General features: G+C 72.2%; 23 protein-coding genes and 1 pseudogene. 12 read left to right on the top strand and 12 right to left on the bottom strand.

The window, feature by feature from the left end:
* Nucleotides 1–290, bottom strand: a pseudogene (locus AAG827_RS11085) (peptidase M13); the annotation flags it as partial.
* A gap of 71 nt (nt 291–361) precedes the next feature.
* Between AAG827_RS11085 and AAG827_RS11080 the strand changes: the two are divergent.
* Nucleotides 362–652, top strand: coding sequence for a putative quinol monooxygenase (locus AAG827_RS11080; protein WP_341926022.1), 291 nt, complete (start codon nt 362–364; stop codon nt 650–652).
* Nucleotides 653–727: 75 nt separating this feature from the next.
* On the opposite strand, the gene AAG827_RS11075 is transcribed toward AAG827_RS11080, so the two are convergent.
* Both AAG827_RS11075 and AAG827_RS11070 read right to left on the bottom strand, forming a co-directional pair.
* The gene (locus AAG827_RS11075; RefSeq protein WP_341926021.1) at nt 728–1,522 is read right to left on the bottom strand and encodes a 2-phosphosulfolactate phosphatase; all 795 of its coding nucleotides are present in this window, start codon (nt 1,520–1,522) and stop codon (nt 728–730) included.
* Nucleotides 1,519–2,484: an NADPH:quinone oxidoreductase family protein gene (locus tag AAG827_RS11070; RefSeq protein WP_341926020.1), complete on the bottom strand. Its 966-nt coding sequence runs from the start codon at nt 2,482–2,484 to the stop codon at nt 1,519–1,521. Before AAG827_RS11070 ends, AAG827_RS11075 begins: the two co-directional genes overlap by 4 nt.
* Nucleotides 2,485–2,557: 73 nt before the next feature.
* Here AAG827_RS11070 and AAG827_RS11065 point away from each other — a divergent pair, with 73 nt between their 5' ends.
* The gene (locus AAG827_RS11065) at nt 2,558–3,496 is read left to right on the top strand and encodes an alpha/beta hydrolase fold domain-containing protein (RefSeq protein ID WP_341926019.1); all 939 of its coding nucleotides are present in this window, start codon (nt 2,558–2,560) and stop codon (nt 3,494–3,496) included.
* Between the two features lie 10 nt (nt 3,497–3,506).
* Complete coding sequence (locus AAG827_RS11060; protein ID WP_341926018.1) at nt 3,507–3,884, top strand: DCC1-like thiol-disulfide oxidoreductase family protein; 378 nt, start codon at nt 3,507–3,509, stop codon at nt 3,882–3,884.
* A 21-nt stretch (nt 3,885–3,905) separates the two neighbouring features.
* Here AAG827_RS11060 and AAG827_RS11055 read toward each other — a convergent pair whose 3' ends face one another.
* On the bottom strand, nt 3,906–5,150 hold the full coding sequence (locus AAG827_RS11055; protein WP_341926017.1) for a M15 family metallopeptidase: 1,245 nt from the start codon (nt 5,148–5,150) through the stop codon (nt 3,906–3,908).
* A gap of 139 nt (nt 5,151–5,289) precedes the next feature.
* Here AAG827_RS11055 and AAG827_RS11050 point away from each other — a divergent pair, with 139 nt between their 5' ends.
* From AAG827_RS11050 to AAG827_RS11025, 6 genes are read left to right on the top strand one after another with little or no spacing between them, the layout of a single operon-like run.
* The gene (locus AAG827_RS11050; RefSeq protein WP_341926024.1) at nt 5,290–6,273 is read left to right on the top strand and encodes a MoxR family ATPase; all 984 of its coding nucleotides are present in this window, start codon (nt 5,290–5,292) and stop codon (nt 6,271–6,273) included.
* Between the two features lie 7 nt (nt 6,274–6,280).
* Complete coding sequence (locus AAG827_RS11045) at nt 6,281–7,165, top strand: DUF58 domain-containing protein (RefSeq protein ID WP_341926016.1); 885 nt, start codon at nt 6,281–6,283, stop codon at nt 7,163–7,165.
* Entirely contained in the window at nt 7,152–7,646 is a 495-nt protein-coding gene (locus AAG827_RS11040) for a hypothetical protein (protein WP_341926015.1), read from the top strand. Before AAG827_RS11045 ends, AAG827_RS11040 begins: the two co-directional genes overlap by 14 nt.
* Nucleotides 7,643–8,617, top strand: coding sequence for a VWA domain-containing protein (locus AAG827_RS11035; protein ID WP_341926014.1), 975 nt, complete (start codon nt 7,643–7,645; stop codon nt 8,615–8,617). The genes AAG827_RS11040 and AAG827_RS11035 overlap by 4 nt, the downstream gene beginning before the upstream one ends.
* Nucleotides 8,614–9,594 carry a vWA domain-containing protein gene (locus AAG827_RS11030; RefSeq protein ID WP_341926013.1) on the top strand — a complete coding sequence of 327 codons (981 nt, stop codon included), beginning with the start codon at nt 8,614–8,616 and terminating at the stop codon, nt 9,592–9,594. The genes AAG827_RS11035 and AAG827_RS11030 overlap by 4 nt, the downstream gene beginning before the upstream one ends.
* The gene (locus AAG827_RS11025) at nt 9,591–10,337 is read left to right on the top strand and encodes a hypothetical protein (protein ID WP_341926012.1); all 747 of its coding nucleotides are present in this window, start codon (nt 9,591–9,593) and stop codon (nt 10,335–10,337) included. The genes AAG827_RS11030 and AAG827_RS11025 overlap by 4 nt, the downstream gene beginning before the upstream one ends.
* 64 nt (nt 10,338–10,401) lie before the next feature.
* Here the strand turns inward: AAG827_RS11025 and AAG827_RS11020 are convergent, their stop codons facing one another.
* The 5 genes from AAG827_RS11020 to AAG827_RS11000 form a co-directional block, all read right to left on the bottom strand.
* Nucleotides 10,402–11,793 (bottom strand): MFS transporter, encoded by a 1,392-nt coding sequence (locus AAG827_RS11020; protein ID WP_341926011.1) that lies wholly within the window; start codon nt 11,791–11,793, stop codon nt 10,402–10,404.
* Nucleotides 11,790–12,362, bottom strand: a complete 573-nt coding sequence (locus AAG827_RS11015; RefSeq protein ID WP_341926010.1) for a TetR family transcriptional regulator — start codon at nt 12,360–12,362, stop codon at nt 11,790–11,792. Before AAG827_RS11015 ends, AAG827_RS11020 begins: the two co-directional genes overlap by 4 nt.
* Before the next feature lie 17 nt (nt 12,363–12,379).
* Nucleotides 12,380–12,583, bottom strand: a complete 204-nt coding sequence (locus AAG827_RS11010; protein ID WP_341926009.1) for a ferredoxin — start codon at nt 12,581–12,583, stop codon at nt 12,380–12,382.
* Nucleotides 12,580–14,055 (bottom strand): fatty acid desaturase, encoded by a 1,476-nt coding sequence (locus AAG827_RS11005; RefSeq protein ID WP_341926008.1) that lies wholly within the window; start codon nt 14,053–14,055, stop codon nt 12,580–12,582. The genes AAG827_RS11010 and AAG827_RS11005 overlap by 4 nt, the downstream gene beginning before the upstream one ends.
* Before the next feature lie 106 nt (nt 14,056–14,161).
* Nucleotides 14,162–14,539: a hypothetical protein gene (locus tag AAG827_RS11000; RefSeq protein WP_341926007.1), complete on the bottom strand. Its 378-nt coding sequence runs from the start codon at nt 14,537–14,539 to the stop codon at nt 14,162–14,164.
* 187 nt (nt 14,540–14,726) lie between these two features.
* Here AAG827_RS11000 and AAG827_RS10995 point away from each other — a divergent pair, with 187 nt between their 5' ends.
* The gene (locus AAG827_RS10995) at nt 14,727–15,530 is read left to right on the top strand and encodes a hypothetical protein (RefSeq protein WP_341926006.1); all 804 of its coding nucleotides are present in this window, start codon (nt 14,727–14,729) and stop codon (nt 15,528–15,530) included.
* Here the strand turns inward: AAG827_RS10995 and AAG827_RS10990 are convergent, their stop codons facing one another.
* Nucleotides 15,531–16,877, bottom strand: coding sequence for an NAD-dependent malic enzyme (locus tag AAG827_RS10990; RefSeq protein ID WP_341926023.1), 1,347 nt, complete (start codon nt 16,875–16,877; stop codon nt 15,531–15,533). It abuts the gene before it with no gap.
* Nucleotides 16,878–17,075: 198 nt separating this feature from the next.
* On the opposite strand from AAG827_RS10990, the gene AAG827_RS10985 reads away from it, so the two are divergent.
* Both AAG827_RS10985 and AAG827_RS10980 read left to right on the top strand, forming a co-directional pair.
* Nucleotides 17,076–17,663, top strand: a complete 588-nt coding sequence (locus AAG827_RS10985) for a TetR family transcriptional regulator (protein ID WP_341926005.1) — start codon at nt 17,076–17,078, stop codon at nt 17,661–17,663.
* A 53-nt stretch (nt 17,664–17,716) separates the two neighbouring features.
* Nucleotides 17,717–20,044 (top strand): MMPL family transporter, encoded by a 2,328-nt coding sequence (locus tag AAG827_RS10980; RefSeq protein ID WP_341926004.1) that lies wholly within the window; start codon nt 17,717–17,719, stop codon nt 20,042–20,044.
* A 400-nt stretch (nt 20,045–20,444) separates the two neighbouring features.
* Here AAG827_RS10980 and AAG827_RS10975 read toward each other — a convergent pair whose 3' ends face one another.
* Both AAG827_RS10975 and AAG827_RS10970 read right to left on the bottom strand, forming a co-directional pair.
* Nucleotides 20,445–20,870: a VOC family protein gene (locus AAG827_RS10975; protein WP_341926003.1), complete on the bottom strand. Its 426-nt coding sequence runs from the start codon at nt 20,868–20,870 to the stop codon at nt 20,445–20,447.
* A 33-nt stretch (nt 20,871–20,903) separates the two neighbouring features.
* A complete protein-coding gene (locus AAG827_RS10970; RefSeq protein WP_341926002.1) occupies nt 20,904–21,380 on the bottom strand; it encodes an SRPBCC family protein in 477 nt (158 codons plus the stop codon).
* Nucleotide 21,381 lies beyond the last annotated feature (1 nt).

Below are 21,381 nucleotides of genomic sequence, written 5' to 3'. Positions count from 1 at the left end.
AGCGGACGGGTGCCAAGACGGTCGATCCGCTCGGTGTCCATGAAGGAGGCGTAGAGGTCGCCGATCTTGCGGGCGTCCTCGTCGCGCGGCTCGCCGGCGGCCAGCTCCTCGATGATCGTGCGCACCTGCTGCTCCGCGACGTCGGCGAGCTGGACGAACGGTCCCCAGCTGGAGCGGTCGGAGGGGATCTCCACCTCCTCGAGCCAGCGCCCGTTGACGTGGCCGAAGAGGTCGTCCTGCGGGCGGATGTCGGGGTTCATGCCCTCGCGGGCGTCATCGAGGATGCTCACGCTCCGACCCTAACCAACCGCGGGTCACCGGGAGCAGCCTGCGTCTGGACAGGGCTGCTAGAACTGGTTCCATGAGCCAGTTGCGCGTCGTCGCCACCATCCCGATCAAGCCCGAGGGCGTCGCCGCCGCGGGACCCGCCCTCGCGGAGCTCGCCGCCGCGTCGCAGGCCGAGGAGGGCTGCCTGGGTTACGAGGTGTTCGCCTCGACCTCGGTGGCCGGCACGTTCGTGACGATCGAGTCCTGGCGCAGCGCCGACGACATGACCGCCCACATGAGCACGCCCCACGTCGCCAAGGCGTTCGAGGTCCTCGGGCCGGTCCTCGACGGCGACCTGGCGATCCACCAGCTCGACGAGCTCTGAGCAGGGCTTCCCGAACGTCATACGACGCGAGGAGTCGCCTCCACCGTCCGTATGACGTCCCGGGCTGCCGCGACCTCAACGAGCGTCGCGGAACCCGTCGTCGCCCAGCACCGGCACCACGGCGCTGACGTCGAGCTGCGCGGCGATCGCCACGTCGGCCGCGAAGTCGACGGCCGCGAGCTCCTGACCACCGGCGCACCCGAGCAGCCGCTCGGGCAGCCGGTCGCGCACGGCCAGGAAGGCGTCGCGGGCCAGCTGGGCCTCCGGACTGATCCCGCCCGGGACGGCGACGCCGGCGAGCACCAGCGCGTCGACCACCGCCCCGGCACCCCACAGGTCCTCCGCCGCAGGGCGCAGGGTCCCGTCCGGCCACCGCTCCCCCGCCGGTACGACGGCCACCACCGCGCCGTCCGCCACCCGTGGAGCGAGCCAGTGCCCCACCGCCGTGGCGTTGCGCAGGCACGCGCCGACGACCTCCACCCCGGCGTCACGCAGGCCGAAGCTGATCGCCGAGCCGTTGGGCGAGGGCAACACGACCCGCTCGAGGTCACCGCCGGCCACCACCTCGGCCATCGCCGCCGGCGACAGGCTCACCGTCGCGCCCGGCGCAGCCGTGCGCTGCTCGAAGCGCCCGACCGCCAGCACCGCGCCGAGCTCCTCGGCGTGGGCCGTCGCGCGCTCGTCACGCCAGAGGAAGGGGTGCACGACCAGCCCCCGCTCCACCGCCACGGTCAGCGTCGTGGTGAAGGACAGGACGTCGACGACCACCGCGACGTCGGCCCCGTCCGCGATGGCCGCGGCCCCCGTCGGGCCCCACTCGAGCCGGACCCCGTGGGCCCGCTGCCCGTGAGCTGCCGCGGACGAGCTCACGACCGGACGTGGACGACGCCCTTGCCGAGCGTGCGTCGCTCGTCGAGGTCGACGAGCGCCTGCCCGAAGTCGGCGAAGTCGTAGGTCTTGCCGATCGGCGGCTTGATCACGCCGCTGGCCATCATCGGCTCGAGCGCACGCCACTGCTCCTGCATGTAGCCCGGGCGCAGCATCGCGTAGGCGCCCCAGCCGACGCCGCGGACGTCGACGTTGTTGAGCAGCAGCCGGTTGACCTTGACCTGCGGGATGCCCTGCCCGGAGGCGAAGCCCACGACGAGCAGGCGACCCTGCGGCGCCAGCACCCGCAGCGAGTCGGTGAACGCGTCGCCGCCGACGACGTCGAGCACGATGTCGACGCCCTGGCCGTCGGTCAGCGCCATCGTGGCGTCCTTGAAGCCGTCGAGCAGCACGGCGTCGTCGGCACCGGCCGCGCGCGCGACCTCGGCCTTCTCCTCGGTGGAGACGACCGCGATCGTGCGGGCGCCGTACCCCTTGGCCACCTGGAGCGTCGCCGTCCCGACGCCGCCCGCGGCGCCGTGCACGAGCACCGTCTCGCCCTCGCGGATCCCGCCGCGCTCGGCGAGCGCGAACTGCGCGGTCAGGTAGTTCATCGGCAGCGCCGCGCCCTCGTCGAAGGAGAGCGAGTCGGGCAGCGCGAAGGTGAACATCGCGGGGATGGCCGCGAGCTCGGAGGCGCCGCCGTAGCCGCCGACCGCCGCCACCCGCTGGCCGGGCTCGAAGCCGGGGCCGCTCACGACCGTGCCGGCGACGTCGACGCCGAGGGTGAAGGGCACCTCGGGCTTGAGCTGGTACTCGCCCCGGCTCAGCAGCAGGTCGGGGAAGGACGTCCCGACGCTGTGCACCTCGATCAGCACGTCGTCGGGGCCCGGGGTGGGCTCGGGGACGTCGCGGATCTCGATGTCGGTGGGACCTGTCGTGGTGATGACCTGGGCTGCACGCATGAGGGGCACGCTACCGACCCACCCCCGGCCCCGCCGCGGCCATCCGCGCCGGCGTCCGCACCGAAGGACAGGGGTGAGGCTCAGCGACCGGATCAGCGCCACGATGATGCACGCGAGCGCCCGCTGGACGGTGCGGTACGGCGAGGAGCTGCGGTTCGCGGGCACCGACCTGCCGTCACCACGCAAGGTCAAGGTGCCGACCCGGCACGGCTCCGTGCCGGTCCACGTCTACGCGGACCCCGCGTGGGACCGCGACCAGCCACGGGGCGTCTACGTGCACTTCCACGGCGGCGCGTGGCTGATGCGCTACCCGCAGATGGACGACTTCTGGTGCCGCTACCTCGTGGCCACCGCCGGCGTGGTCGTCGTCAACGTCGACTTCACGACCGGTCCCTACGCCGCCTATCCCGTCGCCCAGGAGCAGTGCCACGACGTGTCGGCGTGGGTGCACGACCACGCCGCCGACCGGCTCGCAGCGGTCACCGGCGTGCCCGTCGACGGCGACCGGCTCGTGGTCGGGGGCTTCAGCTCCGGCGGCGGCCTTGCCGCCTCGGTGTGCCTCCAGGCCCGTGACTCGGGTCGTTTCACACCGAGGCTCCAGGTGCTCGGCGTGCCGGCCCTCGACCTCGCCACCGACGTCTCCTCCAGCCCCGGCATGATCTCGCCGAGCCTGCGCGGACTGGTGCGCCGCGTCTACTTCCCCGACCCGGCGACCCGTGCGGACCCCTACGCCTCGCCCGTCCTCGCCCCGGACCTCTCCGGGCTCCCGGCCGCCGTCGTCCTCACCGCCGAGCGCGACAGCCTGCGCCCCGACGGCGACCGCTACGTCGAGCGGTTGCGCGAGGTCGGGATCCCGGTGGTGCACGACGTGACCCCGGGCGCCGACCACTACTTCCTCTCCGCCGACCTGGTGCGGGCGCGGGCGACGATGGCGATGACCGCCGAGGCGGTCCGCACCGCGACGGGCGGCCAGACGCCTGACCAGACGCATGACCAGACGGGTGCTCCGTAGGCTCGGTGACGTGAGCACCCCGACCCTCGTCTACGACGCCGACTGCGGTTTCTGCACGCGCTGCGCCGACTTCGCCCGCGCGCGCGGTGCGTTCGAGGTCGCCCCGTGGCAGGCGCTCGACCTGCCCGCGGTGGGGCTGACCGAGCAGCAGGTCAGCGAGGCGGCGTACTGGCTCGACGGCGACAGCACCCGCCGCGGCAACCGGGCGATCGCCGCGGCTCTGCGCGCCTTCCGGCCGGGGGTGCGCTACGCCGGCTACCGGCTGCTCGGACACCTCATCGACCTGCCGCCGGTGCGGCCCGTCGCGGCGCTGGGCTACGCGCTCGTCGCGCGCTACCGCTACCGGCTCCCGGGCGGCACCGCCGCGTGCCGGGTCCCGCCCGCCTGACGCCTCGCGGCTCAGGGAGGATCAGCGCGGGTCGACCAGCGCGTTGACCTCGAAGTGCATCGGGTCGGTGTAGCGCCAGTCGCCACCCCAGGCGAAGCCCCACTTCTTCATGATCGCCACGACCTGGCGGTCCATCTCGCCGACGGTGCCGCGCAGGTTGCCCGGCACGTTGAGGTCGAGGGCGGTGCCGAAGGAGTGGTTGGACAGGCTCGTGGAGCCGGCGATGAAGCGCGGGTAGTAGCAGCCGGCGTACTCCCCCGGGTTGATCTCGTCCGAGAGCCCCCGGGCCACGATCTCCTCGAAGGCCGCGCGCAGCTGCGGGAAGATGAAGCGGTTGCACGTCACGGAGCCCAGGATCGGGATCTCCTCGGTGGAGATGTGCGAGGCGACCCACGCGGGCTCCGGGGCGATCCGGCCGCCGCCGATCACGGTGTAGTTGAAGGTGCCGACCACGTCGGCGACCGAGCCGACCAGCACGGCGGTCTGCTGCACCGAGGGGTCGATGCCCTGGCTGGTCGCGACGTCGGTGAGCTGCACCGACACCCCGTCACCGGCGACGGCCTGCACGGCCTTGCGCACCGACTGCGGCGCGACGATGCCCGTGGAGATCAGCAGGGCGTTGCCCGGCGTCATGCCGAGCTCCTCGCCCCATGCGGAGTTGACGACCGCGTCGACCAGCGGGCTCTGCGGCGCGAAGGCCCCGACGTGGACCTGCGGCGCGTCCTCCTCGACGCCGAGCCTGACGAAGCCGGCCTTGTCGATCGGCAGCTGTTTGCGCAGCTCGGGCAGCACCGCCACCTCGCCGGCCGCGACCCGGTCCCAGACCTCCTGGAGGTCGGCCGACTCGACCGGGGTGTAGTTGCGGTAGGTCGACGGGTCGACCGCCGCGATGTCGAGCACGTTGCCCTCGACGGTCACCTGCGCGTGGGAGAAGCTCACCACCCGCTGGATCCCCTTGATGCCCTCGATCGCCGCGACGGTCTCGTCGCTGAACGCGGTCTTGCCGATCAGGATCATGTCGGAGGGCTCGATCGCGCCCTCCCGCGGACCCGGCGGGTCCACGGCGTACGCCGGGTCCAGCGCGGGCGCGCTCGGCGCACCGGAGCCGCCCGGGTCACCCGGGGTGCTAGCGGCCGGGGTGCTCCCCTCGGCGCCGGTGCTGGCCTGCGTGCCGGGCTCCTCGCCCTCGGAGGGCGACGCGCACGAGGGCAGCACGGCAAGAGCGACGACCAGTCCGGTCGCCGTCAGCGCGCGCGTGATGTGCATGTGACCTCCACCACCGAGGGTAGGCGGGACGTGCAACACGCGCTGGTGGTTGCCCAACTGCCGGTTGCCCCACTGCCGACTCGGCCTTGCTTTACTGGCCCCTCACGCTCACGGCAGCCCAGGAGACACCTTGACCACGATCGAGGCCAGCGAGCTCGACGACGCCCGGCAGCTGCTGACGGCGGTGGAGCAGACCTTCTCGTCGCGGGTGTCGGGCCAGGAGCAGGTCCGCACCGCGCTGCTGGCGACGATGCTGGCCGAGGGGCACCTGCTGCTCGAGAGCGTCCCGGGCCTCGCGAAGACCTTGGCCGCCTCGACGCTGGCGACCTCCATGGGCGCCCACTTCGCGCGGATCCAGTGCACCCCCGACCTGCTGCCCAGCGACATCATCGGCACGCAGGTCTACGACCCGCGCACCCACGAGTTCGACACCCAGCTCGGTCCCGTGCACGCCAACGTCGTGCTCCTCGACGAGATCAACCGCGCCAGCGCCAAGACCCAGTCGGCCATGCTCGAGGCGATGCAGGAGCGGCAGACGTCGATCGCGGGCGTCATCCACCGGTTGCCCGAGCCCTTCATGGTGCTGGCGACGCAGAACCCGATCGAGGAGGAGGGCACCTTCGTCCTCCCCGAGGCCCAGATGGACCGCTTCCTGCTGAAGGAGGTCGTCGACTACCCCTCGCTGGCCGACGAGGTCGCGGTCCTCGACCGCATCGACGCCGGGACGCTCGGACCCCACGCCGTGCCGGTCACCCCGGTCCTCACCACCGAGGACGTGGTCGGGCTCCAGCGGCTCACCGAGCGGGTCTACGTGGACGCCGCGATCAAGGACTACATCGTCCGCCTGGTGCACGCCACCCGCCACGTGGGCGAGGTCGTCGGTGCCGACACCGGCCGCTACGTGGAGATCGGGGCGAGCCCGCGCGGCAGCATCGCGTTCCTCCAGGTCGCCCGGGCCCTGGCGATCCTCGACGGCCGCAACCACGTCATCCCCGAGGACGTGCGTCGGCTGCGGCACGGGGTGCTCCGGCACCGCCTGCACCTCACGTTCGAGGCGCTCGCCGGGCGGGTGCGGCCCGAGGAGATCGTCGACGCCGTCTTCGACGCCGTCCCGTCCCCCTGACGCCCGCATGACCACCCACCTGCCCCGCATCAAGGCCCGGCTGGCCTTGCACTCCCATCGCAAGGTGCGCGGGGTGCTGCAGGGTGAGTACGCCTCCACCCACGTCGGGCGCTCCCTCGACCTGCACGACCTGCGCACCTACGTGCGGGGCGACGACGTGCGCGACGTCGACTGGAAGGCCTCGGCCCGCGGCGGGCAGATGCTGGTCAAGCGCTACGTCGCGACGCGCAAGCACACGGTGCTCCTCGTCGTGTCCACCGGCCGCAGCATGGCGGCCGTCAACGACCGGCTGGTGCCCAAGCAGGACCTCGCGGTGTTCGTCGCCGGCGTCGTCGGCTGGCTCGCCGTCCGGCACGGAGACCTCGTCGGGGTGGCCTACGGCGACGCGGCAGGCGGTCGCTCCCGACCGGCGTCCGGTGGCGAGCTGCGCCTGGAGCACGCGCTCGGGGCCGTCCACGACGCCATCGGCGACAGCGGTGCCGCCTCCGACCTCGCCGTCGTCCTCGAGCACGTCGCCCGGACCGTCCGGCGCCGCCGCACGATCATGGTCGTGGTCTGCGACGACCCGGTCCTCGACGAGCGGACGACCACCCTCCTGCAGCGGGCCCAGGCACAGCACGAGGTGCTGCTCATCACCGTGGGCGACCTCGACCCGACCCGGGACGACCTCCCTGACCTCACCGACGTCGACCTCGGCAGCCCCCTGCCTGACTGGCTGAGCGGCGACCGCCGGCTCCAGGAGGAGTACGCCGCCCGGCTGGCCATCGACGCCCAGGACCTCGCCTCGGGTCTCGCCCGGCTCGGCATCCCGCACGAGCACGTGGTCGACCACGCCTCGGCCGTGCCCGCGGTCTTCAGGCTCCTGGAGAGGCACCGCCGTGCTCGCCGCTGAGGTCGCGGCCGTCGAGCTGGCGGCCACCGAGCTCACCGGGCCGACGTCGTACGCACCCTGGCTGACCTGGCTGGCCGTCCTGCTGCCCGTCCTCGTCGTCCTCTACTACGCCGCCGTCACCTGGTGGGCACGCCGTCCTGCTCGACCCCGCCCCACCTCGTCGCTCGACCAGGCCCGGCGCGCCCACCTCGCGCGGCTGGACGAGGTCGAGGCGGCGGTGGGCCGGGCGGAGCTGTCCCTGCGCGGCGCCCACCAGGCGATCAGCGAGATCGTCCGCGCCTTCGTCACCACCGTCGGCCCGCTCGACGCCCGGCCCCTGACCCTCGAGCAGCTGCAGGTCGTCGGGCCCCAGGGTCTCGTCGACGTGGTGGCACTGGTCTACCCACCGGAGTTCGCTCCCCCGGCCCAGGGCGAGCCTGCCGAGCGCCTGGCGCCGGCCCTCGCCGACGCCCGCGCGCTGGTCTCGGGCTGGCGGCCGTGAGCGACCTGCGCTGGCCGCTCCTGGCCGTCTCCCTCTCGGCGCTGACGCTCGGTCTCCTGCTGCTGTGGGCCCGCCGACCGCGCAGCCGTGCGGACGCCGTCGCGGTGCTGGTCGCCCACACGGCGCGGCTCCGCAGCCTGCCGCGCTTCCGGGCCCTCGCCCGCCGCGAGCAGGTGGTCGCCGGGCTCGCCACGCTCGGCGCCGTGGCCATGGTGGTCGGCACGGGGCTCCTCGCCGCGCGCCCCACCCGACCGGTGACGATCGAGCCGGATCGCAACGGGCGCGACATCATGCTCTGCCTCGACGTCTCGGCGTCGATGGACCGGTGGAACCTCCAGGTCGTCGCCAGCTTCCGAGAGCTGCTGTCCGAGCTCGACGGCGAGCGCCTGGGACTCACCATCTTCAGCGGGTCCTCGGTGGCGATCTTCCCGCTGACCGACGACTACGAGTACGTCGCCGACCGGCTCGACGAGGCCGAGGCGGCGTTCGCGGACGGGGACTTCGACTACTTCACCGGCGCCGAGGCGAAGGCCCGACGAGCCAGCCAAGCCGGTGACGGACTGATGTCCTGCCTCGCCCGCTTCGAGGAATCCGGCGAGCAACGGGGTCGGGCGGTCGTGCTCGCCTCGGACAACGACCCGCTCGGTGAGGGGATCTTCGTGCTGCGCGAGGCAGCGCAGGAGGCTGTCCGCGACGAGGTCGTGCTCTACGGGGTGGGGACGCCGAACATGACCGCCGGGCGGGCCCGGGAGTTCGCCGACGCAGCGACGGCGACGGGCGGTGAGATGACCGTGGTCGAGGACGACGGGGCCGTCGACGACCTGGTGCGCGCGATCCAGCGGCTGGAGCGGGAGCGGCTGGAGTCCCGGGCGACCGGGGTCGCCGTGGACGACCCGGCCACGGCGTTCTGGATCACGCTCGGCGGTCTCGTCCTCCTGCTCGGGGCAGCCCTGGTCGGGAGGCGCCGGTGAACCCCCTGGTCGACCTGCCCCTGGTCGTGATCGGCACGCTCGCGCTGCTCGCCGTCACGGTCGTCGGCGCCGTCTGGTCGCGGCGCAGCGAGCGCCGTGCGTGGATCCTGCGCGCGCTCATGGTCGTGGTGCTGGCCGCGATCGCGCTGCGTCCCGGCCTCGGCACCGAGCCGGTCCCCACCAACGCCGCCCAGGTCGAGGTCATCGTGGTGATCGACCGCACCACCTCGATGTCCGCGCTCGACTGGGACGGCCGGCAGCCACGCCTGGACGGCGTACGCCGTGACCTCACCGACCTCGTCGCCGCCCTGCCCACCGGTCGCTTCACCGTCGTGACGTTCGGACGTCGCGTCGCCACCGAGCTCCCCTCGACCCAGGACGACTCCCTGATCGAGGACACGCTCGCGCTGGTCGGTCGCGAGCAGCCCTTCGCCGGCACCGGCTCACGCCTCGACCGACCCCTCGAGGCGGTGGGGGACCTCCTCGCGCAGGTGCGCGAGCGGGTGCCCGACCGGCCACGGCTGGTGGTCCTCATGAGCGACGGGGAGAACACCAACCGCGAGGCCCAGGCGTCGTACGACGACCTGGCGGCGGCCGTGGACGACGGCCTGGTGCTGGGCTACGGGACCGTCGCCGGGGGTCGGATGCCCGCCGACGAGGAGCAGCCCGACAGCGGCTGGATCCAGGACGTGCGCACCGGCCGGGACGCCTTGTCGCGCCTCGACGAGGCCAACCTGCGCTCGGTCGCCGACGAGCTCGGGGTCCCCTACCTGCACCGCACCGCTCCCGGCGGTCTCGACGAGGTCGCGGCCGGGTGGACGGAGCGCTTCCGCGACAGCGAGCCCACCCCCGGAGGCGAGGTGCCGGTGGCCCTCGAGCTGACCTGGCTGCTCGCCCTGGCCCTGCTGGTGCTGGTGCTGGTCGACCTGCGGCGCCACTGGCGGCGTCTCCTCGAGGCCCGGCGGGCGCTGTCGTGACCGGCCCCTCGCGTCGTCGCACGCGCAACCGGCTCTACCTCGTCGGGCTGCTGCCGGCGCTGCTGCTGCTGCTGGTCTCCGGACGGATCGCGCTGGTGCTCCAGGCGGAGTCGTCGGGCCAGGACCGCTATGTCCGTGGCGCTTTCGAGCAGGCGCGGGACAGCTTCGCCGCCAACGCGGTGCTCAACCCCTTCGAGCGCTGGATCGCCCCCTTCGACGAGGGCGTCGCCCGCCACCGCGCGGGTGACCTCGAGGGTGCGGTCGGCTCCTACGAGCAGTCCCTCGAGCACGTGCCCGCGCCGTGGGAGTGCGCAGTCCGGAGCAACCTCGCGCTCGCGCTCGAGGCCATCGGGGACGCCGTTTCGGCCGAGCGTCCTGTCGACGCCGAGGCGTCGTGGGCGGCGGGACGTGAGGCCCTCGCCGACTGCCTCGCGCTGGAGCCTCCGGTCGACGAGGGCGGCTCGGCCGACGACCGGGCCGACCTCGCACGGCAGCAGGAGGACCGGGCCACGGCCGAGGTCATCGACGCGCGGCTGGCCGCCAAGCTCGTCGACGCGCGCACCGACCCTGCCCCGGATCCCGCACCCCCGGTGCCGCCGGAGGAGACCTTCGACGAGCGCGAGCAGCAGCTCGACGAGCGCGACCGACGATCGCTCGAGGAGCGGCGGCAGCAGGAGCAGGACGAGCAGGAGCTCGAGGACCGTCCCGACCCCGACGACCCGCCGCCGGTGCCGACCTGGTGAGTGCCGAGTCGGCGCAATGTTGCACCGGTTGCAACACTGCGCCGACTCGGCAGGTCAGTGCGGGTCACCGCAGGACCGCCGGGTTGCGGATCGTCAGCCACGACAGCGTCCCGCCGGCGACCAGCAGCCCCGCGCACACCAGCAGCGCGGAGGAGTAGGCGGCATCCAGCGCGACGGGGTCGGCGTACTGCTCCCCGCCGAGGCCCACGGCCACCGGCAGGGCGGCGACCGCGAGCAGGGAACCGGCCCGCGAGACGGCGTTGTTGACGCCGCTCGCGATGCCGGCGTGCTCGTCGGGGGCCGCGGCGAGGACGGTGGCCGTCAGCGGGGCGACGAGCAGCACGAGCCCGAGACCGAAGACCGTGATGCCGGGCAGCACGTCGCGCCAGTAGACGACGTCGTCTCCGATGCGCAGCAGGAGCAGCGTGCCGACGGCCATGACCAGCGGGCCGACGGTGAGCGGCAGCCGCGGGCCGATGCGAGCGCCGAGCGCACCGCCGCGGGCGGCCAGCAGGAGCAGGCACAGCGTCATCGGCAACGTGGCCGTGCCGGCGGCGAGGGCGCTGTAGCCGCCGACGGTCTGCAGCTGCAGCGTGAGGAAGAAGAGGATTGCCCCGAGTGCCGCATAGACGAGCAGGGTCATGGCGTTGGCGGCACTGAAGGTCCGGTCGGCGAAGACGCCGAGGTCGAGCATCGGCTCCCGCTCGCGCCGCTCGACCAGGACGAAGGCGGCGCCCGCGAGGACGGCCAGCCCGCCGCCGTACGGCGCGAGGGCGCCGCCCCACTGGATCAGGGCGTACGTCGTGCCGCCGAGCGCCGCGGTCGCCAGCAGCGCCCCTGCCAGGTCGAGGTGGGCGGACGCGTGGGGATCGCGCGACTCCGGCACCGCGCGCTGCGCGACGACGATGGTCACCAGCGCCAGCGGCGCGTTGACCAGGAAGATCCAGCGCCACGACGCCTGGTCGATGAGCACGCCGCCCACGAAGGGGCCGAGCGCCGTGGCGATCCCGCCCAGCCCCGACCAGGCCCCGATCGCACGCGCCCGGTCGTCGTGGGCGAAGGCGCCCTGGATCATCGCCAGACTGCCCGGTGTCAGCATCGCGCCGCCGACGCCCTGGAGGACCCGGGCCAGGATCAGCACCTCGGGCGTGGGCGCGAGGCCGCACAGCAGCGAGGCGCCAGCGAACCAGACGGTCCCGACGACGAAGACCCGCCGCCGACCGAAGCGGTCGCCCAACGAGCCGCCCAGCAGGATCAGGCTGGCCAACGACAGGAGGTAGCCGTTGGTGATCCACTGCAGCTCGGCCAGGCTGGCGTCGAGGTCCTCGCCGATGCTGCGCAGCGCGACGTTGACCACCGTGCCGTCGAGCAGCGTCATGCCGGAGCCGAGAGCCGCCACGGCGATCACCGCGCGCCCGGTCGGCGTCCCGAGCCGTACGCCGCCGGCCCCGCTCACCGCAGGACGCGCTCGGCGATCCAGGCGATCCCGCGGGCGGTGTCCTCGGGCGACCCGGTGGGAGCCATCACGTGGCTGAGCACCACCCGCACGACCATGTCGATGGCGACGTCGAGGCGAGCGGCTTCGAGCTCGAGGCCGTAGGGGGCGATCCGCTCGGTGATGATCCCCTTCGCGACGACCAGCAGCGAGTCGGCGTGCGTCGTGAGCAGCGGGAGCAGCTCGGTGTCGGCGCCGTGGGTGGCCGAGACGACCGCGTGGAGCAGCGGGTTGCCGTGGGCCAGCTCGAGCACCGTCTGCGAGGCTGCTCGGATCGCGCCGACCAGGTCGTCGGGGTGGGCGTCGAAGGCCACGCTCACGACCGCCATGAAGCGGTCGAGCTCGCGCAGGATCATCGCCTCGGCGAGACCGCTCTTGGTGCCGATCTCGTTGTAGACCGTCTGGCGGCTGACGCCCACGGCGTCGGCCAGCTTGGCCATGGTGACCTGCGACCAGCCCAGCTCGGACGTGAGCCCGACCGCGGCGTCGACCACGCGCTCGCGCATGGTCTCGACGGGCGGCAGGCTCACGTCCAGAAGCGTAACCATCAGTCCTTGAGCGTCAGCGCCAGGACCGGGCAGGCCTGCACCGCGGCGAAGACCTGGGCCCGGTCGGACTCCGGCGGCGTGTCGTTGAGGACGGTCATGACCTCGTCGCCCTCCGGTGTCTCCGTGACCTCGAAGTAGTCGTGGGCCATGGCCTCGCACATGCCGAGACCCTCGCACTTGCCGCGGTCGACCTCGATCTTCACGGTGCCTCCACCGAGGTCAGGGGCACGAAGTCGACCTTCTCGCGGACGCCGCAGTCGGGGCAGCACCAGTCGTCGGGGATGTCCGACCAGGCGGTGCCGGCGGCGAAGCCCTCGAGCTCGTTGCCGACCTCGACCTCGTAGGTGTGGCCGCAGCCGGGGCAACGCGCGGCCATGACCTCGTCGGGCGTGAGGGCGGCCGCAGCCGCGGCGTCGGCCGAGGCCTGCTCGGCCGCGATCTCCTCGGCGCTCTGCTTCAGCGGCGGCGGGTACTTCGCGAGGATCTTGTCGCGCTTGCTCGGCTGGAGGTTGGCCCGGGTCAGGTCACCGTCGAAGTGGGCGAGCACCCGGGGGTCCATCACGCGGCGGTAGAGCGGCGGGAAGAGGGCCAGCGTGATCATGCCGGCGTAGCCGGTGGGCAGGACCGGCGACTCCTCGAAGTCACGCAGGGTCTGGTAGCGACGGGTCGGGTTGGCGTGGTGGTCGCTGTGGCGCTGCAGGTGGTAGAGCAGCACGTTGGTGGCGATGTTGTTGGAGTTCCACGAGTGCGACGGGTCGACGCGCTCGTAGCGCTCCTTGCCGGGCTTGCCCACCTTCTGGCGCAGCATGCCGTAGTGCTCCATGTAGTTGACGACCTCGAGCAGCGAGAAGCCGATGACGGCCTGGAGCAGCAGGAAGGGGACGACCTCGAGACCCAGCCAGGCGATGACGCCGCCGAACAGGACGGCCGACATCAACCACGCGTTGAGCACGTCGTTGCCGATGCGGAACGGGTGCTGGTCGCGACGGGCGTAGCGCTTCTTCTCCACGTGCCAGGCGCTCTTGAGCGAGCCGGCGACGGTGCGGGGCCAGAAGGCGTAGAAGCTCTCGCCCATGCGGGAGGAGGCGGGGTCCTCGGGGGTGGCGACGCGCACGTGGTGACCGCGGTTGTGCTCGATGTAGAAGTGGCCGTAGAAGCTCTGTGCCAGGGCGATCTTGGAGAGCCAGCGCTCGTTGGCCTCGCGCTTGTGGCCGAGCTCGTGGGCGGTGTTGATGCCGATCCCGCCGATGCAGCCGATGGACAGGGCCAGGCCGACCTTGTCCCAGGTGGTCAGGTCGCCGCCGATGCCGAGCGGGTCACCGCGGGCGATGAGGTACATCGCGCCGAGGAACCCGACGTACTGGATCGGCAGGAAGAGGTAGGTCACCCAGCGGTAGTACTTGTCCGCCTCGAGGGCCTCGATGGCCTCGTCGGGCGGGTTGGAGCGGTCGAGGCCGGAGAACAGGTCGATCGCGGGGACGACCACGAGGATCACCACCGGACCGATCCAGAAGAACGCACCGACCCCGGTCGCGAGCCACAGCCCGTAGGCGATGAACGCCAGGGACGGCACGACGAGCCCGATCAGCCACAGGTAGCGCTTCTTGTCGGTCCACTGGTCACTCGACCCGGACGGGACGGTGCTGTTGGCGATGCTCTCGGTAGGGATGTCCATCGTCAGCCTCCTTGCTGGTTTACAGGAAGGTAGCGTTTGTAAACGAGGTTGACAAGGGGTTGACGTTTGTAAAGTTCGCGACGGGGTTCGCCTCGAGCCCGGGGGCTCACCTGCTCCGATGCTTCTTGCGCAGCTGGTCCAGAGCGCCGGCGACCTGGTGGGCGACCGTCGCGGCGCCGAGGCAGCGGAAGTGGACCACGTGCCGGGAGGTGCGCAACCCGATCGTCTTCGACACCCGACCACTGCTCAGCTCGACGCCCGTGATGTCGCGGAGGTTCAGGTCCACCATCGACACGCCTGGTCCCGAGCGGGACGGCACGTAGTTGACGTGCAGGCTGGTCAGGGTGAGCCGACCCGGCACCCACGCGGCCCCGAAGGCACCCTGGAAGCGGTCGAGGACCGCGTCCGTGTCGCTGCCACCGTTGCCGCCCGTCGTCTCGACCATGAGGTGGCCGGCCTTCGAGGTGAGTACTCCGTAGGACATGCGCGACATTGTGCGCCGACGACATGCATACATCCAGGGTCAGGTGGGTACTGGTCTAGTTTTGGCTGACGTCCAGGGCCGTAGGTCCTGGCGCCGGGGCCGCCCCCCATCGCCGGCCCCGAGCACTGGCACCCGCCGCGACGGACCGCCACAATGACGCCACGAACGACGCGTCGAGGGGTGCACGATGACACAGCCGCAGGGCATGGGGCCTGCCTGCGCGCGCTGTGGCGCGCCGGCCGTGACCGGAAGGTTCTGCACCAACTGCGGCGCTGCGGTCGGAGCCACGGCCGACACAGGCTCGTCTCCGGGCGTCCTGCCGGGACCGCCGGCACCCGCCGCACCCCGCGGCCCCTCCGGCTTCACCCGCGCCATGCGCGCGGTCGCGCACTTCCGCACACCGCTGGTGCTGCTGCCTCTCATCGGCGCCCTCGTGGTCTCGGGCGGCATCGGTGCTCGGATGCTCTGGGAGCAGGTGCCAGGGCCCGAGCCGGAGGCCGCGACCGTCCGCTGCTGGGACGGCGAGCTGAGCACGCAGCCGCAGGACTGCGGGCTGCCCGAGGGGGTCGCCGGCCTCCGGTGGGTCTTCCCGTCCTTCCAGCCCGACGAGGACGACTGCCGCGACGTGCTGCTCGACAACCCCGCGTTCACGCGCCCCACGATGTGGGAGTGCACCGTCGAGGTCGGTGGCGCGCCTGTCGTCATCACCTACAGCGAGCTGACCGGCGTCAAGCCCGCGCGCGCGTTCATCCAACGGGAGTACGGCGACGCGGAGCGGCTCACCGTGGAGGCCGACAACGGCACCCCGGTGCGCTTCGAGTGGCGCCGCGAGCTCGACGAGGAGGACGGCTCGGCGGGCTTCGTCGTCACGTCGATGTACGTCGACCTCCCCTACGCCGTGGAGGTCCGTGCCGAGGACCGCGTGCTGCGCGAGGACGCGCTGGCGACCGCGGTGAGGTTCCGCGGGGTGACCGCGATCAGCTACCGCTGATCAGCGCTGATCGCCCCGGATCGCCGCCGCGACCGCCTTGGGCACGTCGGGGTGGAACACGCTGGGGATGATGAAGCTGGAGTTGAGCTCCTCGTCCTTGACGACCAGCGCGATGGCCTCGGCCGCGCGCAGCAGCATCTCCACGGTGATCTCGGAGGCGCGGGCGTCGAGCAGGCCGCGGAAGACCCCGGGGAAGGCCAGCACGTTGTTGATCTGGTTGGGGTAGTCGGAGCGACCGCTGGCCACGACCGCGGCGTACCTGTCGGCCTCGGCCGGGTCGACCTCCGGGTCGGGGTTGGCCAGCGCGAAGACGACCGCCTCGGGCGCCATGTCCTTGATCCACTCGGCCTGGAGCACCCCGGGCGCGCTCACGCCGATGAACACGTCGGCGCCGGCGAGCCCGGCACGAAGGTCTCCGGTGACCAAGCGGGGGTTGGTCACCTCGGCGAGCTGCTTCTTGGCCGGCGACAGGCCCGGCAGGTCCGGCACCAGGCAGCCCTCACGGTCGAAGACCACCACGTCGGTGACGCCCGCCGCCAGCAGCAGCGTGACGATGGCCGAGCCGGCCGCGCCGGCCCCGGAGACGACGACGCGGGCGGCCGCGAGCTCCTTCTTCACCACGCGCAGCGCGTTGGTGAGCGCCGCCAGCACGACGATCGCGGTGCCGTGCTGGTCGTCGTGGAAGACCGGGATGTCGAGGCTCTCGCGCAGCCGGCGCTCGATCTCGAAGCACCGGGGCGCCGCGATGTCCTCGAGGTTGATGCCGCCGAAGCCGGGGGCGATCATCTCCACCGCACGCACGATCTCGTCGGTGTCCTGGGTGTCGAGGCAGATCGGCCAGGCGTCGATGTCGGCGAAGCGCTTGAAGAGCGCGGCCTTGCCCTCCATGACCGGCAGTGCGGCGCCGGGGCCGATGTTGCCGAGGCCCAGCACGGCGGAGCCGTCGGTGACGACCGCGACCGTGTTGCCCTTGGAGGTCAGGCGCCACACGTCCTCGGGGTGCTCGGCGATCGCCATGCTGACCCGGCCCACGCCCGGGGTGTAGGCCATCGAGAGGTCGTCGCGGTTGCGCAGCGGCACCTTGCTGTTGACCGAGATCTTGCCGCCGAGGTGGAGCAGGAAGGTGCGGTCGCTGACCTTGTAGACCTCGACGCCGGCGACCTGGTCGACCGCGACCTCGAGCTCCTTGGCGTGCTCGGCGTCGCCCGCGGAGCAGGTGACGTCGAGGACCAGGCGCACGCTGGTCGACTCCGCGACGTCGATGGCGGTGACGATGCCGCCCGCGGTGGCGATCGCCGTGGCGACCTGCCCCACGACGCCGTGGTCGGGCGCGGTGTGCAGGCGCATGGTGATCGAGTACGACGACGTGGTGGCGGAGTGTCTTGACACGCTCGCCACCTTGTCCCTCCCCTGGGGTTACGGGCAAGTCACAAGGGCGCAGGCGCCGACCACAACGACCAGAACGCCTGGATCGACCTTCCATGGCGTTGCGTGACCGCCGTCACAATTGTGCACTTTCACCAGAAGAGTGCAAGAATGCACTCCATGAGCAAAAGTGCATCAACCCGTGAACGACGCCGGCAGGAGACCGAGCACCGGATCGCCCTGTGCGCGCTGCGCCTCACCGACGAGCACGGACTCGACGGCTTCACCATGGAGGACCTCGCCGACGCCGCCGAGGTGTCGCGCCGCACCCTGTTCAACTACTTCCCGAGCAAGCTCGACGCCGTGCTGGGCAGCCCCCCGGAGATCCCGCCCTCGGTGATGGCGACCTTCCATGCCGGCGGGCCGCACGGCCACCTCATCGAGGACCTCGGGGTCCTGGTGCGCGTCGTCCTCGACGGCAAGGACATCACCCGTGACGAGATGGACCTCGGGCGTCGCGTCATCACCGGCGAGCCCCGGCTGATCGTGGCCGCCCACGCCCGCTTCGAGGAGATCACCGCCGAGTTCGTCGACGTGATCCTCGCCCGCGAGGGCCAGGACTTCGGCGCCGACCGCGCCCGGCTCCTCATCCGTCTGCTCGTCGCGCTCTTCGACGGCTGCCTTCCCGGCTCGGAGCACGAGCCCGAGCGCTCGCTGGCCGACCTCTACGACGACAGCCTGCGCGCCGCGCGCGAGCTCCTCGCCTGACCGCTCCACCCCACCTCTTCCTCCACTCACCTTCCTCATCCCAGGAGACACCGATGGCCACCCTGCTCCACCGACTCGGCAAGACGGCCTACCGCCGCTGGCCGCTCTTCCTCGCGGCGTGGATCGTCGCCATGGTCAGCGTCGGCGCGTTCGCCGCGACCATGTCCAAGCCGATGTCCGACTCGTTCTCGATCCCCGGCATCCCGTCGGAGAAGGCGGCCGACCTCCAGGCCGAGCTCTTCCCCGGAGCCGTCGACGCCTTCGACCAGGCCACAGTCAAGGTGGTCGTCGCCGCACCCGAGGGCGCCACGCTGGCCGACCCGACGTACGCCGCCCGGGTGGACGAGCTGATCTCCCGGCTCTCCGCTCTGCCTCAGATGCCCGCGGAGCCGCCGCTGGCCAACCCGGTGCAGCTCGCCGAGTCGCAGCGCGAGCAGATCGTGCAGGGCGCCACCGAGTCCGGCGGATCCGTCGAGGAGGCCCGGGCCAACGCCGACGCGATCTCGCCGCTGAGCGAGGACGGCCGCGTCGGCACCATCTCGTGGAGCTTCGACGTGGACACCGTCGCCGACGTGGAGCCCGCCACGATCGAGCAGCTCAAGGAGGTCATGGCCGACGCCAGCACCGACGGGCTCACCGTCGAGGCCAACGGCTCGGGCACGACCGGCATGGCCGAGATCGGCGGCACCTCGGAGCTCATCGGCATCGGCGTCGCGCTGATCGTGCTGATCCTGACCTTCGGCTCGCTGATCGCCGCCGGCCTGCCGATCATCACCGCCATGGTCGGTGTCGGCCTCGGCATCACCGGCATCACCGCGATGACGGCCTTCACCGACATCGGCTCCACCACCCCGATGCTCGCGACGATGATCGGTCTCGCGGTCGGCATCGACTACGCCCTGTTCATCCTCGCCCGCTACCGCAGCGAGCTCCAGCACACCGACGACCGGGAGGAAGCCGTCGGCATCGCCGTCGGCACGGCCGGGTCGGCCGTCGTGTTCGCCGGCCTCACCGTGATCATCGCCCTGACCGCGCTGCTGCTCGTGGGCATCCCGTTCCTCGCGAGCATGGGTGTGGCCGCCGCCGCGACCGTCCTGGTCGCCGTCCTGGTCGCGCTCACGCTGCTGCCCGCCATCCTCGGCATGACCAAGTCGAAGGCCTTCGGCGGTCGGGTGCGTCACTACCGCCCCACCCGCGAGAGCAGCGGCCTGATCCTCAACAACGGCGTTCGCTGGGCGCGCATCATCGCCAAGGCCCCCGTCGCCTTCGTCGTCGTCACGGTCCTCGGCCTCGGCGCCCTGGCGCTGCCGCTGCAGAGCCTGCACCTCGCCTTCCCCAGCGACAGCACGGCGTCGACCGACACCACCCAGCGTCAGGCCTCCGACCTGGTCGCCGAGGCCTTCGGCCCCGGTCGCGACGCCCCGATGCTGCTGGTCGTCGATGCCCGCGACCTTCCCGAGGCCGACCGCGGCGCCTCGTTCGGCGAGGTGGCTGCCTGGGCGTCGTCCCAGGACGGCGTCGCCAACGCTCAGGTGGCCGGCACCAACGAGGACGGCACCGGCGCGCAGATCCTCGTCACCCCGGCCACCGGCCCCGAGGACACCGCCACCGAGGACCTCCTGACCGACCTGCGCGACGGTCAGGCGGGCATCGAGGAGGAGACCGGCACGACGATCGGCGTGACCGGCCTGACCGCGATCACCACCGACGTCTCCGAGCGTCTGAGCAGCGCCCTGCCGCTCTACCTCGCGGTCGTCGTGGGCCTGGCGTTCATCCTGCTGATGATCGTCTTCCGCTCGATCCTGGTGCCGCTCACCGCCACCCTGGGCTTCCTGCTCTCGGTCCTGGCGACGCTCGGCGCGACCGTCGCGGTCTTCCAGGAGGGCCTCTTCGGGATCGTCGAGGGCCAGCCGATCGTCAGCTTCATGCCGATCTTCCTGATCGGCCTGGTGTTCGGCCTGGCGATGGACTACCAGGTGTTCCTGGTGACCCGGATGCGTGAGGCCCACGTGCACGGCATGTCGACCCACGACGCGGTCGTCGACGGCTTCCGCAACTCCGCCCGGGTCGTCGCCGCGGCCGGCGTCATCATGATCTCGGTCTTCGCGGCCTTCATCCTGATCGACGAGCCGATCATCAAGTCGATGGGCTTCGCCCTCGCGGTCGCGGTCTTCTTCGACGCCTTCATCGTGCGGATGACGCTGATCCCGGCGCTGATGTACCTCATGGGCGAGAAGGCCTGGTGGCTCCCCGCCTGGCTCGACAAGATCCTGCCCAACGTCGACGTCGAGGGCGAGAAGCTCCCGCGCCCGCACCTCACCGGTCGGTCGCTGGAGGACGAGCTCGAGGACCTCGACGAGGACAGCAGCGTCAAGGTCTGACGCAGGTCAGCACGACGGGCCCCCGGTGCACCTGCCGGGGGCCCTTCGTCGTATGTCGGCGCGGTGGTGGGGGCTGGCGAGCGAGCGGGCGGGCCGTCCCCTGAGTCGTGTGCCGGAGACAGCGGCCCACCGCGCTCTGGAGCACACGACCCGCGGCGGGCAGCCGACGCACCGGGCCGTCCGCTGAGTCGTGTGCCGGAGACGGCGGCCCACCGCGCTCTGGAGCACACGACCCGCGGCGGGCGGCCGGGCCACGGCGGTCGTCCCACGCGTCACAACGTGACCGCTGAAGCTGTCGCCTGACCGCTGAAGGTCCATCGGTCAGGCGGGAGTTTCGCCAGTCGCCCGGGGAGACTCCTCCGAAACTCCTCGCTCGGGAGCCCGACCGCCCGGCCCGCTCTCAGCGGTCGCCCACCCGCGCGAAGAACGTCAGCAGGTTGCCGTCGAGGTCGAGCGCGGCGACCTCGCGGGTGCCCCAGCCCGTGTCCTGCGCCGAGCCGCGGTCAGTCGGGTGCAGCACGCCCGCGGCGGCCAGCTCGTCGTACAGGCCGTCGACCTCGTCGACCTCGATGCGACAGCTGGCGGTGCCGGCGATGAAGTCCTCGGCGCCGGTGCGGACGGGGCAGTCAGCCAGGTCCGCCGGGTCGCGCAGGCGCCACCCGGTGTCGCCGGCCTCCCACAGGTGCAGCTCCGCCGCGTCCCGCACGACGATCGCGAAGCCGGCGTCCTGGTGGCGCGCGACGAATCCGAGCCGGTCGCCGTAGAACGCGACCGCCCGGGCCACGTCGGCGACCGGCAGGGCCGGGACCGTTGTGCTCAGGCGCATCGGGGCCTCCAGGGGGCGGGGCTCCCCATGGTGCTACTTCTTGGGCTGCCCCGAGAGGTGGTCGAGGAGGTTGTGGGAGAACCGGTCGCCCATCGTGGCCATGACGCCCTTCATCGCGGCGGTGACCGCGGGCGAGGAGAGCCGCGGCAGCGGCAGGCTGGCACAGATGTCGAGGCTGGTCTCGAGCTGCGTGCCGCCGTCGGCCTCGCGCAGGGCGTACCACCCGTTGACGCCGGCGCGCTCTTTCTCGCCGTCGGCCGGGTCGTGCTTGAACTCGATGCGCTCGAGGTCGGTGAGGACCATGCGCTCGGTGAAGACCGGGGCGAAGCCGAGGCCGAGCACCTCGAGCCCGCTCATCGACCAGCGCCAGTGCTCACCGTCCTCGACGATCTTCTTGACGAAGGGCGTGAAGCGGGCCACGAGGTCGGGGTCGACGAGGACGTCCCAGATCTGCTGGCGGTCGTAGGGGACGAGGGCCTCGGCCTTGGTGCCTGCGGAGAAGGTCGCCATG

Source organism: Nocardioides psychrotolerans, assembly GCF_943371775.1.
Taxonomy (GTDB): Bacteria; Actinomycetota; Actinomycetes; order Propionibacteriales; family Nocardioidaceae; genus Nocardioides; species Nocardioides psychrotolerans_A.
This window is presented reverse-complemented; position numbering and strand designations above follow the sequence as displayed.

Bases quoted from the DNA above. Each gene is read 5' to 3' on its own strand.
- AAG827_RS11055 (WP_341926017.1), bottom strand. From the start codon at position 5,150: ATGCACATCACGCGCGCGCTGACGGCGACCGGACTGGTCGTCGCTCTT.
- AAG827_RS11070 (WP_341926020.1), bottom strand. From the start codon at position 2,484: ATGCGTGCAGCCCAGGTCATCACCACGACAGGTCCCACCGACATCGAG.
- AAG827_RS11005 (WP_341926008.1), bottom strand. From the start codon at position 14,055: ATGGACATCCCTACCGAGAGCATCGCCAACAGCACCGTCCCGTCCGGG.
- AAG827_RS10980 (WP_341926004.1), top strand. From the start codon at position 17,717: ATGGCCACCCTGCTCCACCGACTCGGCAAGACGGCCTACCGCCGCTGG.
- AAG827_RS11080 (WP_341926022.1), top strand. From the start codon at position 362: ATGAGCCAGTTGCGCGTCGTCGCCACCATCCCGATCAAGCCCGAGGGC.
- AAG827_RS10990 (WP_341926023.1), bottom strand. From the start codon at position 16,877: ATGCGCCTGCACACCGCGCCCGACCACGGCGTCGTGGGGCAGGTCGCC.
- AAG827_RS10975 (WP_341926003.1), bottom strand. From the start codon at position 20,870: ATGCGCCTGAGCACAACGGTCCCGGCCCTGCCGGTCGCCGACGTGGCC.
- AAG827_RS10995 (WP_341926006.1), top strand. From the start codon at position 14,727: ATGACACAGCCGCAGGGCATGGGGCCTGCCTGCGCGCGCTGTGGCGCG.
- AAG827_RS11000 (WP_341926007.1), bottom strand. From the start codon at position 14,539: ATGTCCTACGGAGTACTCACCTCGAAGGCCGGCCACCTCATGGTCGAG.
- AAG827_RS10985 (WP_341926005.1), top strand. From the start codon at position 17,076: ATGAGCAAAAGTGCATCAACCCGTGAACGACGCCGGCAGGAGACCGAG.
- AAG827_RS11045 (WP_341926016.1), top strand. From the start codon at position 6,281: ATGACCACCCACCTGCCCCGCATCAAGGCCCGGCTGGCCTTGCACTCC.
- AAG827_RS10970 (WP_341926002.1), bottom strand. From the start codon at position 21,380: ATGGCGACCTTCTCCGCAGGCACCAAGGCCGAGGCCCTCGTCCCCTAC.